The organism is Cobetia sp. D5 (genome assembly GCF_035666195.1).
Lineage (GTDB): Bacteria > Pseudomonadota > Gammaproteobacteria > Pseudomonadales > Halomonadaceae > Cobetia > Cobetia amphilecti.
In genome coordinates this window covers 850283-862641 of record NZ_CP142020.1, presented here as the reverse complement: position 1 = coordinate 862641, position 12359 = coordinate 850283, and the positions used below count along the sequence as shown (strand labels likewise).

At 63.3% G+C, this 12359-nt stretch carries 11 protein-coding genes; 1 reads left to right on the top strand and 10 read right to left on the bottom strand.

The genetic code is table 11. The features are described 5' to 3' along the window. Nucleotides 1-20: 20 nt before the first annotated feature. Complete coding sequence (locus tag U0O11_RS03670; RefSeq protein WP_043332488.1) at nt 21-401, bottom strand: hypothetical protein; 381 nt, start codon at nt 399-401, stop codon at nt 21-23. A 62-nt stretch (nt 402-463) separates the two neighbouring features. On the opposite strand from U0O11_RS03670, the gene U0O11_RS03665 reads away from it, so the two are divergent. Beyond that, nucleotides 464-943 carry a DUF721 domain-containing protein gene (locus U0O11_RS03665; protein WP_054555084.1) on the top strand — a complete coding sequence of 160 codons (480 nt, stop codon included), beginning with the start codon at nt 464-466 and terminating at the stop codon, nt 941-943. A 216-nt stretch (nt 944-1159) separates the two neighbouring features. On the opposite strand, the gene lpxC is transcribed toward U0O11_RS03665, so the two are convergent. The 9 genes from lpxC to murD all read right to left on the bottom strand — a co-directional run bounded on the left by lpxC (nt 1160) and on the right by murD (nt 12351). Continuing rightward, a complete protein-coding gene (lpxC, locus tag U0O11_RS03660; RefSeq protein ID WP_054555085.1) occupies nt 1160-2071 on the bottom strand; it encodes a UDP-3-O-acyl-N-acetylglucosamine deacetylase in 912 nt (303 codons plus the stop codon). Between the two features lie 450 nt (nt 2072-2521). Continuing rightward, on the bottom strand, nt 2522-3688 hold the full coding sequence (gene ftsZ / locus U0O11_RS03655; protein WP_043332494.1) for a cell division protein FtsZ: 1167 nt from the start codon (nt 3686-3688) through the stop codon (nt 2522-2524). A gap of 40 nt (nt 3689-3728) precedes the next feature. Then, entirely contained in the window at nt 3729-5009 is a 1281-nt protein-coding gene (gene ftsA / locus U0O11_RS03650) for a cell division protein FtsA (RefSeq protein WP_043332496.1), read from the bottom strand. Nucleotides 5010-5298: 289 nt separating this feature from the next. Next, nucleotides 5299-6027, bottom strand: coding sequence for a cell division protein FtsQ/DivIB (locus U0O11_RS03645; RefSeq protein ID WP_043332498.1), 729 nt, complete (start codon nt 6025-6027; stop codon nt 5299-5301). A 3-nt stretch (nt 6028-6030) separates the two neighbouring features. Beyond that, on the bottom strand, nt 6031-7032 hold the full coding sequence (locus U0O11_RS03640) for a D-alanine--D-alanine ligase (RefSeq protein ID WP_324691708.1): 1002 nt from the start codon (nt 7030-7032) through the stop codon (nt 6031-6033). After that, a complete protein-coding gene (murC, locus tag U0O11_RS03635; protein ID WP_216059803.1) occupies nt 7029-8441 on the bottom strand; it encodes a UDP-N-acetylmuramate--L-alanine ligase in 1413 nt (470 codons plus the stop codon). Before murC ends, U0O11_RS03640 begins: the two co-directional genes overlap by 4 nt. A gap of 22 nt (nt 8442-8463) precedes the next feature. Then, on the bottom strand, nt 8464-9540 hold the full coding sequence (gene murG, locus U0O11_RS03630; protein ID WP_324692491.1) for an undecaprenyldiphospho-muramoylpentapeptide beta-N-acetylglucosaminyltransferase: 1077 nt from the start codon (nt 9538-9540) through the stop codon (nt 8464-8466). Nucleotides 9541-9617: 77 nt separating this feature from the next. Next, nucleotides 9618-10847: a putative lipid II flippase FtsW gene (gene ftsW, locus U0O11_RS03625; RefSeq protein WP_054555086.1), complete on the bottom strand. Its 1230-nt coding sequence runs from the start codon at nt 10845-10847 to the stop codon at nt 9618-9620. Then, nucleotides 10840-12351, bottom strand: a complete 1512-nt coding sequence (gene murD, locus U0O11_RS03620; RefSeq protein WP_324691705.1) for a UDP-N-acetylmuramoyl-L-alanine--D-glutamate ligase — start codon at nt 12349-12351, stop codon at nt 10840-10842. Before murD ends, ftsW begins: the two co-directional genes overlap by 8 nt. Nucleotides 12352-12359 lie beyond the last annotated feature (8 nt).

Here is a 12359-nt window from a genome sequence, read left to right as displayed (position 1 = left end):
CGCGAACGATGAACGGGGTGTCAGGACAGAATGGGCGGCGCACGCGGCGCGATGGCATTGACGAGGCCACGCAGCAGGACGCGTGTGCAGGAAACGAAGGAGCGCTGGCGCGGGAGGTTGGGGCTGGCCTGGGGCGCACGACGCACCCGCTTGCGCAGGCAGCGCAGCCCCTGACGGCGACTCTCGGCACGAATCACCGCGGGTGCCAGCAACTGGATGCTGGCCAGCGTCAGATTGACGCGCTCGACCTGCGCTGCGCTCAGTCCAGCGGGGAACAGACAGCTGAGCAGCAGGCCTGCCAGCAGCCAGCGCGGCGCCGTGCGTACCGACCAGCGACGCGAAGCGCCGCTACCGGAATCCGGTAACGCACGAGGGCGTGCTGTGGCATCGACAGGGCTCATGCTGTTGCCGGACTCCCGCTCATGATAGATTGCCGGAAATCACTGAACCGGCATGCAAGCCCATGAGTATAAAGGCTAAGCGTTTCCGCGCCCAGCCCGCGGCGCGCCTGTTGAACGGCAAGGGGCAACTTGGCAGCGTCATGCGCCAGGCGCGCATGCTCGAGCAGGCCCAGCTGCACCTGCGTGCTGCACTGCCCAAGGACATGCAGGAACAGGTCTTCGTCGGCGGCTATCACGATGACACCTTGACGTTGATCACCAGCCGCGCCTCCTGGCTGACCTGGCTGCGCTATGAGCAGCGTCGCCTGATCAGTGTGCTGCGCGAGCTGCCAGAGCTTGCCACCCTCGCGCGCCTGGCCTTCAAGGTCCGCCCGATTCGCCCGGCCTTCGTGCCCGCACGCCAACCACGCCACCTGCCAGAGGCCGCCGCGGAACATCTGCTGGATTGCGCCTCACATACCCGGGACGAGCGTCTGCGCCTCGCCCTGGAGCGACTGGCGGCCCACGCATCGGATTCGAGCGACGACACCGAAACGCCCTGAGGGAACCAAGAAATTTGTTGTCTTGCATGCAAACAGCCGCGCCGCCCAAAAGGGCGGCGCGGCTGTTGTCGTTTCCATCTCCGGCTGGCTAAGGCCGGAGCAGTGCTGTCAGGCTGGACGGGCTAGGTCACAGTGTTCTGCTCGTACTGTCTCTCTGAGTGCTTTTCTTCTGAAATACCTCGTCTTGCAGCTTTCGCAGATGTCATTGGCCTCGACTCAGACGGCAAGCGCCGGAGAGGCATAGGAAATCGGCATCGCATCGGAGTTCTCGAAGGTGACGATCTCGTAGCTGTCGGCATTTTCCAGCAGCGCGCGGCACAGCATGTTGTTGAGGCCATGACCGGACTTGTAGCCACGGAACTCACCGATGATGCTGTGACCCAGCTGGTAGAGGTCACCGATGGCGTCCAGCACCTTGTGCTTGACGAACTCATCGTCGTAACGCAGGCCTTCATCGTTGAGGATGCGATAGTCATCGACGACGATGGCGTTGTCGAGGCTTCCGCCCAGCGCGAGGTTCTGGGAGCGCAGGAACTCGAGATCACGCATGAAACCGAAGGTACGCGCGCGAGACACTTCCTTGACGAAGGAGGTGGTAGAGAAGTCGACCGTGGTGGTCTGCTTCTGCTGCTCGAACACCGGGTGATCGAAGTCGATGGCGAAGGACACCTTGAAACCGTTGTGCGGCAGGAAGGTCGCGACCTTGTCACCATCACGCACTTCGATCTCGCGCTTGATGCGGATGAACTTCTTGAGCGACGACTGCTCCTGGATACCAGCGGACTGGATCAGGAAGACAAACGGACCCGCACTGCCGTCCATAATCGGCACTTCCGGCGCGGACAGCTCGACGAAGCAGTTGTCGATGCCCAGGCCTGCGAAGGCGGACATCAGGTGCTCGACGGTCGTCACCTTGGCTTCACCGTTGGAGACGGCGGTGCACATGGTGGTGTCACGGACGCTCATCGCATCGGCACGGATATGAGCCTGCGGCTCGAGATCGGTACGGATGAAGACGATGCCGGTGTTGACCGGAGCGGGACGCAGCGTCAGGTAAACCTTGTCACCTGAGTGCAGACCAACGCCTGTGGCGCGGATCGTATTCTGGAGTGTTTTTTGTCGAATCATAGGGAGATAGCCAGTCAGCCTGAATTTGGAAACAGTGTTCATGATAACAGCAATGCAGGAATTCAACAAATTGTCACCTGCCGCTGTTAGGGAAATTCAACATTGCCTTTCGAGCACCATTGAGGCTGACCCGCGCGCCTGCTGGCCTCGTGCTGAGTATGAACACGCAATCACCAAACAGTTCTCACTCGCACTGCCATAAAACGATAATCAATGTGCAAGACAGCTTGAAGTCCTCCCTTCCTTACGCGCCCACGGCACTGGCGGATGCACCCGTGACGCACAGGCAGCGCCCCGCGCCGGCGGCAAAAGCCCCTTTTGTCTGCCCCGGAAACGACTTCACCCACCCGGGAAGCCCCGGATGGGTGAAGTCAGACTCATGATGAGCCGTGTCATCTCAGCCTCGTGCCGATTGGCACATGAACGTCAATGACGTGTCAGCAGTGCGCATCAGTCAGCCTGGCGACGCAGGAAGGCCGGGATATCGAGATAGTCATCCATATCACGCGACTTGCGCGGCTCCGACTTCTTGGCTGCCGCTTCCTGCTCTTCCTTGGCCTGACGGGTGACCGTCGGCGTCTGCAGGCTGCGGTAATCCGCCGGCTTCTCGACGGTACGCTTGGCCGGTGCCGTTTCACGCGCCGCCGGCTTCTCGACGCGACCGTCGAGACCCGCCGCCACGACAGTGACACGCAGCTCGTCGGTCATGTCCATGTCGATGGACGTCCCGACCACGATGGTGGCGTCCGGAGAAGCGAACTCCTGCACGGTGGCACCCACATCGTTGAATTCACCGATGGAGAGGTCCGGGCCCGCCGTGATGTTGACCAGGATACCGCGCGCGCCGTGCAGATCGATGTCTTCGAGCAGCGGGCTGCGAATAGCCTTCTCGGCGGCTTCACGAGCACGGTTCTCGCCGATGGCGTCACCGGTCCCCATCATCGCCATGCCCATCTCGGACATGACAGTGCGCACGTCGGCGAAATCGACGTTGATGATGCCCGGGCTGGTGATCAGCTCCGCGATCCCCTGCACGGCACCCAGCAACACGTCGTTGGCGGCGCTGAAGGCGCTCAGCAGGCTGGCGCTTTTGCCCAGCACTGACAGCAGCTTCTCGTTGGGGATGGTGATCAGGGAGTCGACGTGCTCGGAGAGCTCCTTCATGCCCTGCTCTGCCGCCTTCTGACGACGCGGCCCTTCGAACGGGAACGGACGCGTGACGACGGCCACGGTCAGGATGCCCAGCTCCTTGGCGACCTGCGCCACGACAGGAGCACCGCCGGTACCGGTACCGCCCCCCATGCCAGCCGTGATGAAGACCATGTCGGCGCCTTGCAGCAGCTCGACGATACGCTCACGGTCTTCCATCGCCGCCTGGCGGCCCACTTCCGGGTTGGCGCCAGCGCCAAGCCCCTTGGTGATTTCACTGCCCAGCTGCAGGACAGTCTTGGCGGCCACGCGCTTGAGCGCCTGAGCATCGGTGTTGGCGCAGATGAACTCGACGCCTTCGATGTTGCTCTCGACCATGTGATTGACGGCGTTACCACCGCCGCCGCCAACACCGATCACCTTGATGACCGCGCTGCTGGAGGGTGCGTTATCTACCAGTTCGAACATATGCCCTGTCTCCTGGATCACAGTCTTTCTGTAATCCCTGTCAGAAATTTCCCTTGAACCAGCCCTTGATCCGCTCCAGCGTGGAGGTGTCGTGCTCTTGGCCGTGAACGCGTCGCGCGGCAGATTCCTCTCTGCGCACCGCGACGGTCGTCGACGATGGCGTGTGCCGCTCCTGTTTCATCCCATAATGTAGCAAACCCACACCCGTGGAATAAATCGGATTGCGGACCACATCCGCCAGTCCACGCACATTTTGCGGGCAAGCGATGCGAACCGGCATGTGGAAGATCTCCTCCGCCAGCTCAACGACACCTTCCATGCGTGACGTTCCACCCGTCAGAACCACGCCCGCAGCCACGAGATCTTCATAGCCACTGCGACGCAATTCATCGCGGACCAGGGTGAACAGTTCCTCATACCTGGGCTCGACCACTTCGGCCAACGCTTGACGGGACAGATCACGTGCCGGTCGGTCACCGACACTCGGCACCTTGATCGTCTCGTCGCTGGAGGCCAGCTGGGTCAGAGCACAGGCATACTTGACCTTGATTTCTTCTGCATATTGCGTCGGTGTGCGCAGCGCCATGGCGATGTCATTCGTGACCTGATCACCCGCGATGGGGATCACAGCCGTATGACGAATGGCACCTTCGGTGAAGACGGCGATATCCGTGGTACCACCGCCGATATCCACCATGCACACACCCAATTCACGCTCATCCTCGGTCAGAACCGCATGACTCGAGGCGAGCTGCTCGAGAATGATGTCGTCGACTTCGAGCCCGCAGCGACGCACGCACTTCTCGATATTCTGCACGGCATTCAGTGCGGCAGTGACCAGGTGAACGCGCGCCTCAAGACGCACCCCGGACATGCCCAACGGCTCGCGAATACCTTCCTGACGGTCAATGGCATATTCCTGCGGCAGCACGTGAAGAATGCGCTGACCTTCAGAAATCGCTCGAGCGCGCGCCGAGTCGATCACGCGTTCGATATCAGACGGCGTCACTTCGCGATCCTTGATCGCCACGACACCATCGGAATTCATCGAACTGATATGACTGCCGGCGATGCCCACATATACCGAGTGGATATCGCAGCCGGCCATCAACTCAGCCTCCTCCACTGCGCGCTGAATCGACTGTACGGTCGATTCGATGTTGATCACCACACCCTTCTTCATGCCACGTGAAGGGTGGGAGCCAATTCCCGCAATTTCGATACCGCCATCATCGGTCGGCTGACCCACGATCGCGACTACCTTGGAGGTTCCGATGTCCAGCCCGACCACCATATCCTGTGATTTGGAATGTCCTGCCATAGGTCGGGCCAGCTCCTTGATTCTGGTTCATCATGAAAATAATTGCGCGCTTTGACAGACAACATGTCTGCCGCACCACCCAAAACGGGTTTACGTTCCGTTTAACCCGTACAGAGGGATTTGACTTCACAGTATAGGAGCAGCCACTTGGGGCATACCAGCCTAAAATACCGAGGGGCGCAAATCCCCGCTAGAATAGGCGGGATTGACGACAAATGAAACTGGCGATATCGCCATTTTGCTAATACTCACACGCAAATGAAGCATGTAGTGAGTGTCGCCATTTGCCTCAACTGTCCTTGCCTTCTTCGGGTGCCGTCGTCTCCCCATGCCACGCCACTGCCACTCCGTTGGGGTAACGCAGATCAATGTAGCGGATCTGCGACGCCTCATCACCCAGACGCCGCTGCCAGGCCGCCATGAAACGCGCTAGACGTGCCTCTCGATCATTGCGACCCAGCATCACCCACACCGAATCATTGACCTGAAAGCGCCAGGCGCCGCGTGGCTCCAATCGCAACTGGGAGACATTGAGCCCCAGCCCGCCCAACTGGCTCTGCAGCGCGTCAAGCTCGGCCAGCACTTCGGATCCACTGCCCTTGGGCCCCGCCAGATTGGGCAGATTGCCCAGCTGTGTGACCGGGCCCGCCTGGAAGGCATCGCCGCGCACATTGAGCAATTCGCCATCATTCCAGTAGGCCACCGGCTGCTGTTCAAACAGCTCGAATTCGAGTGTATCCGGCCAGCGACGCGAGATGCTGACCTCACTCAGCCAATCGATCGCCAACGCGCGACGCCGAACCTCGCCCAATGGGACGGAGAGCCAGCTCTGGCCACGAATCAACGGCGCGATATGGCGCTGAAGGTAGGCAGCACTGACATGATCGAAGTCACCCTTGATGGTGACTCGCTCAATGGGACGGTCAAGCCAGGTCCACAATGCCTGTCCGCCCGCGACCAGCAGCGCAAGACCGAGAACGAGGCCGAAGATTGCGCCGGTAGTGCTACGCGCCGCCATCGATCAATAACCACTCTGCTGAGCGACTGACGCGTCGTTTGCGTCCCGCTCGGCGAGAGTCGTGTCGAGAATACGCAGCACCAGGGTGGCGAAATCGAGCCCGACATGCGCCGCGGACTGCGGCACCAGGCTGTGATCGGTCATGCCCGGCGAGGTGTTGACTTCCAGCAGCCAGAAGGCGCCGTCCGCATCTTCCATCACATCGACACGGCCCCAACCCTCGCAGCCCAGCACGTTGAATGCCTTGAGCGAGATCTCGGCCAATTCCGCCTCGCGCGCAGCGCTCAGACCACAAGGCAGCAGATAGCGCGTGGTATTGGCGATGTATTTGGCATCATAATCGTAGAAACCACTATCGGCTTCGATGCGAATGGCCGGCAGGACTTCGCCGTCCAACACCGACACCGTGTATTCCGGCCCCTTGATGAAACGCTCGGCCATCACCACCGCATCGAAGCGGCTGGCATCCGTCCAGGCATCCTGGAGCGCCTGGGCGTCCTCGACAATATGGATGCCGAGTGTCGACCCCTCATGCACCGGCTTGACCACCACCGGGGTACCGAGCGTCTCGAGCACCGACTGCCAGTCCGTGTCCGCCGCCAGGCGACAGGAACGCGGCGTCGGCAAGCCTTCGATATCCCAGAGCTTCTTGGTGCGCAGCTTGTCCATGCCCAGTGCAGAGGCCAGTACGCCGCTGCCGGTGTAGGGGATGCCCAGCAATTCCAGCGCCCCCTGCAAGGTGCCATCTTCGCCGCCGCGACCGTGCATGGCGATGAAGACACGGTCGGGGCGCAATGCCTCGAGACCGGCCAGCCCATGCGCCATGTCATAGCCCTGCACATCGACACCTGCGCCCTGCAGGGCCGCCAGCACCGCCTCACCGCTCTTGAGCGACACCTCGCGCTCGGCGCTCAGGCCACCGAACAGCACCACGACACGTCCATAGCGCGTGGCCAGCTCAGGATTCACGCCTGTCGACCCGGATGGGGAGGAAGAGACGGTCATAGCGTCACCTCGTCAAGCTTGAGGTCGGCCCCCGCCAGTGCCAGCGCAATGCCACCGACATCGCCCGCCCCCTGGGTAATCAGGATATCGCCCGGACGCAGCACGTTCTTGAGCAAGTCCGGCAGCGCACGCTTGTGCTCGACGAACAGCGGGTCCACCTGACCGCGCTGACGGATCGAGCCCGCCAGCGAGCGGCCATCGGCGCCCGGAATCATCGCTTCCCCGGCACTGTAGACATCCAGCAGCAACAGGGTGTCGACTTCAGACAGCACACGCACGAAGTCTTCATAGAGATCATGGGTGCGCGAATAACGGTGCGGCTGGTAGGCCATCACCAGACGGCGCTGCGGCCAGCCGGCGCGCACGGCGCGAATCACCATCTCCACTTCGCGCGGGTGGTGGCCATAATCGTCCACCAGCATCACGCTCTGCTCACCATTGGGTGCCGCGAATTCTCCGTGCACCTGGAAGCGACGACCGACACCGGCAAAGCTTGCCAGTGCGCGGGCGATGGCCTCATCGCTGACACCGACATCGGTGGCGATGGCGATCGCCGCCAGGGCGTTGAGCGCATTGTGCTCACCCGGCATCGCCAGGGTGATCTCGAGCGGTGCATGGCCTTCCGGACGCAGCGCCGTGAAGCTGAGCTGACCGCCACCCTGGCGGAAATCGCTGATGCGGTAATCGGCATCGTCGCTGAAGCCGTAGGTCACGAACTGACGCTGAACACGCGGCAGCAGCTCACGCACGTTGGCATCATCGATACACAGCACCGCCAGACCGTAGAACGGCAGGTTGTGCAGGAATTCGATGAAGGTGTCCTTGAGGCGATTGAAGTCGCCCTCATAGGTGGCCATGTGATCGGCATCGACGTTGGTCACCACCGAGATCAACGGCTGCAGATGCAGGAAGGAGGCATCGGACTCGTCCGCCTCGGCGACCAGATACTCACCCTCGCCCAGACGGGCGTTGGTGCCCGCACTGGTCAGCTTGCCGCCGATGACGAAGGTCGGGTCCATGCCACCTTCCGCGAGCAGGGTCGCGGTCAGGCTGGTGGTGGTGGTCTTGCCGTGGGTGCCGGCAATCGCGATGCCCTGGCGGAAGCGCATCAGCTCGGCGAGCATCTCGGCGCGACGCACGACGGGGATGCGATGCTCCCGCGCCCAGGCCACTTCCGGGTTGGTGGTGTCCACCGCGGTCGAGACCACGACCACATCCGCGCCTTCGGCATTGATGGCCGCATGACCGATGGCGACACGCACGCCGCACTCACGCAGATGCGCCGTGACGGCCGATTCCTTGAGGTCACTGCCGCTGACCTCATAGCCCATGTTGCCCAGTACTTCGGCGATACCACACATGCCCACACCGCCGATGCCGACGAAGTGGATACGACGGATGCGGCGCATACCTGCACCGCGATCAGAATTGCTAGCGTTCAAGGCGAGTCTCCATGCAGCCTGCCAGCATGGTCGCTACCGCATCGAGTTCCGCACTATTGCGGGCGCGAGCGGCCATGCCAGTGAGTATCTTGGGGTCGAGCAATTCTGCCAGCGTCTCGGCGAGGCGCTCGGCAGTCAACGTATTCTGGGGAATCAGGCGCGCGGCATCCGCCTTGACCAATACCGCGGCATTGACGGTCTGGTGGTCATCCACAGCGTGGGGGAACGGCACCAGCACCGCAGGCCGACCTGCCGCGGCCAGCTCGGCCACGGTCAGGGCGCCGGCGCGACAGACCACGAGGTCTGCCCAGGCGTAGGCCTCGGCCATGTCACCGATGAACTCGCTGACCTCAGCCGTAACGCCGGCTGCCTGATAGGCGGCAAGGGTCGCCTCCTGCTTGTCACGTCCGGCCTGATGGCGCACCACGGGGCGCGAGGCTTCCGGCAGCAGAGCCAGCGCCGGCGCGAGCGTCTCGTTGAGCGCCTGAGCGCCCAGCGAGCCGCCCATCACCAGCAGATGCAACGCACGCGACTCGCCTGCCGTCTCGACAGCAGACTCGGACGCATGCCCGGCGGCACCGACATCGGCGATCTCATCACGCACCGGATTGCCCACCACCTGAGCCCCGCGGGCCGGCGGGAAGGCGCCCGGGAAGGCGGCGTAGACACGCGTCGCCATCCGAGCCAGCACCTTGTTGGTCAGGCCCGCGATGGCGTTCTGCTCATGTATGATCAGCGGAATGCCTTCAAGGCGCGCCGCGAGCCCGCCCGGACCACTGGCGAAGCCACCGAGGCCTACCACCAGCACCGGCTTGAGCTCACGAATCACGCGCCGCGCCTGCAGGACGGCGCGCGCGAGACGAAACGGGATCGCCGCATAGCCCGCCAGCCCCTTGCCGCGCAGGCCCGCGACCTCGACCCGATGCAGCGGGTAGCCGGCGTCAGGCACCAGGCGATTCTCGATGCCGCGCGAGCTGCCCAGCCAATGGATCTCGTGACCGGCCGCCGCGAGGGCACGCGCCAGCGACAGCGCCGGGATCACATGCCCTCCCGTGCCGCCGGCCATCATCAGCACGACGCCTTTGGAGACAGTGTCTACCGAGTCGACCGCCCCCTCAGGAGCGATGGTAGAAGAAGATGACGTCATGCCTGTGCTCCTTGCGGTGTCTCGGTCGGCTTCTTGGCCTTGCGCCGGGGCGCGGCGGCATTTCCTGTCGGTGTGCGGGTCAGCTTGCGAGTCTCGGCATCGATACGCAGCAGTATCGCGATCTGCACGCAACTGACGATCAGGCTGGAACCGCCATAACTCATCAGGGGCAGGGTCAGCCCCTTGGTGGGCAGCAGTCCGCTGGCCACACCGATGTTGATGAAGGCCTGCGCCCCCAGCACGAGGGCGATACCGTAGCCGAGGTAGGCGCTGAACGGCAAGCCGGCGAGTTCAGCGCGGCGACCGATCTTGAAGGCGCGGTAGATCAGCAGTCCGAACAGCGCCACCACGGCTGTCGCCCCGATCAAGCCCAGCTCTTCAGCCAGCACGGCGAACACGAAATCGGTATGCGCTTCCGGCAGATAGAACAGCTTCTGCACGCTGTTGCCCAGCCCCATGCCACTCAGGTGGCCACGACCGAAGGCGATCAACGCCTGGGTCAGCTGGTAGCCACTGTCATACATGTTGGCCCACGGGTCGGTATACGTGGTCAGACGCTCCCAGCGATAGGGTTCGGCGATCGCCAACAGCCAACCACCACCGCCGGCCAGGCCCAGCAAGACGATGAAGCCCCACCAGGCGACGCCCGCCATCAGCAGCATGCCCATCACGGCGCCGCCCATCACCACGATGGAGCCAAAGTCAGGCTCCAGCGCCAGCAGCACGATCATCAGCAACAAGGGAACGCAGGGCAGAATGAGGCCGTTGACGACGCTGGCGCGCACCTTGTCGAGGCGGCGGTCCAGATAGCCGGCCAGCCAGATCATCAGACACAGCTTGGCGATCTCTGAGGCCTGCACCCCGCCGACCAATGGCAGCGGTATCCAGCGCTTGGCGCCGTTGATCTCGCGCCCGACCACCAACACGACCACCAGCAGCACGAAGCCCAGCATCAGCATCGCGAAGCTGCGCTGCTGCCAGGCAGACATCGGCACGCGCAGCGTACAGATCGCGGCCACCAGGCCGATCACGATGAAGATGCCGTGACGCATGCTGTAGTAGAAGGCATTGCCATCGAAGCGCTCGCTCGAGATCTCGCTGGAGGCAGACGTCACCATCACCCAGCCGATACACAGGATCGCCAGCGCGCAGAACAGCAGCCAGCCGTCGACGGGCTGACGCTCTGCCGTCAGGGTGTCATGGACTCGCCGAGCCTTGTTACGCATCGCAGGCTTCCTTGTCGCTGCCGCCAGGGCCAGAATTGCAGTCTGCACCGGGCATGATGTGCTGCGTGACCCAGTCACGGAACGCGTCGCCGCGCGCCATGTAATTGGGGAACTGATCGAGACTGGCGCAGGCCGGTGACAGCAGTACGCAGTCCCCCACCTGAGCGATCTGTCGAGCATGACGCATGGCCTCCAACAGCGTCATGACTGGCGTCACGGTAACGCCATCGGCCAGGGCTTGCGTCAATAGCGGCGCATCCTGTCCGAACACCACCGCCTCACGGGCGTAACGGGCCAGTGGCGCCGCCAGCGGCGTGAAATCCGCGCCCTTGCCCTGGCCGCCGGCCAGCAATATCAGCTTGCCCTCGAGCGTCGGGCCGAGACCGGCAATCGCCGCCAGCGTCGCCCCGACATTGGTGCCCTTGGAATCATTGATCCAGCGCACGCCCGCCACCTCGGCGATCAGCTCGCCGCGATGCGGCAAGCCCGCGAAGCTTGCTAGCTCGGCGACCATCGCCGTCTCGTCGAGGCCGATCGCCGTGCCCATCGCGAGTGCCGCCAGCGCATTGGCCTGGTTGTGGCGGCCTGCAAGACGCACCTCCGCAGCAGGCATCACGCCGCGCAGCTGGCCAGACTCGACATGACACAGCGACAGCGTGCCGCCCTGCTCCGCCAGGCGCCATTGCGCCTGCCTGGCAGCCTCATCGGTCGACTCATCGGCCGACTCACCGAGCTGCACGCTGAAGCTGACTCGCGCCACCGCATCATTCTCGGCCGGCCAGCTCCAGGCGTCATCGGCATTGATGACCGCAAGGCCTGCGCCGCGGAAGATGCCGCGCTTGGCGGCCTGATAGCCGCGCATGCCATCGTGGCGATCAAGATGATCTTCAGAGAGATTCAGGAAGCAGGCGACATCGGCCTTGAGCTCAGGTGTGGTCTCGAGCTGGAAGGAAGACAGCTCCAGCACGTAGAGTTCGGCATCAGGCTGCTCACGCAACAAGGTCAGCGCGGCGGTGCCCAGATTGCCGCCGACCGCCACGTCACGACCGGCACGCGCGGCCATCTGCGCGATCAGCGTGGTCACGGTGGACTTGGCGTTCGAGCCGGTGATCGCGACCAGCGTGGGCCGCTTGCCCTGCGCATCGCGGGCCTGACGCTCGTCCAGCGCACGCACGAAGAGTGCGATCTCGCCGACCAGTCGCTCGCGAACCCCATCGAACACCGCCTGACGCGGGTCAATGCCCGGACTGAGCACCACCTCGCCGAAGCGTGACAGATCCAGCGATTCCAGTGGGCCGAGATGCACCTCGGCCTGCGGCGCATGCTCGCGCAGGCTCTCGAGGCCCGGCGGTGCGCTGCGGGTATCGGCGACGGCAAAGTCGATGCCGCGATCACTCAGATGGCGAGCGATCGCCTGTCCGGAGACACCAAGACCGACCACCAGGGTCGGTCCTTTGGCAGGCACCGGCGAGGCCGGTGCTTGGGAGGTGACAGAGAGGGTCATCGCGAATG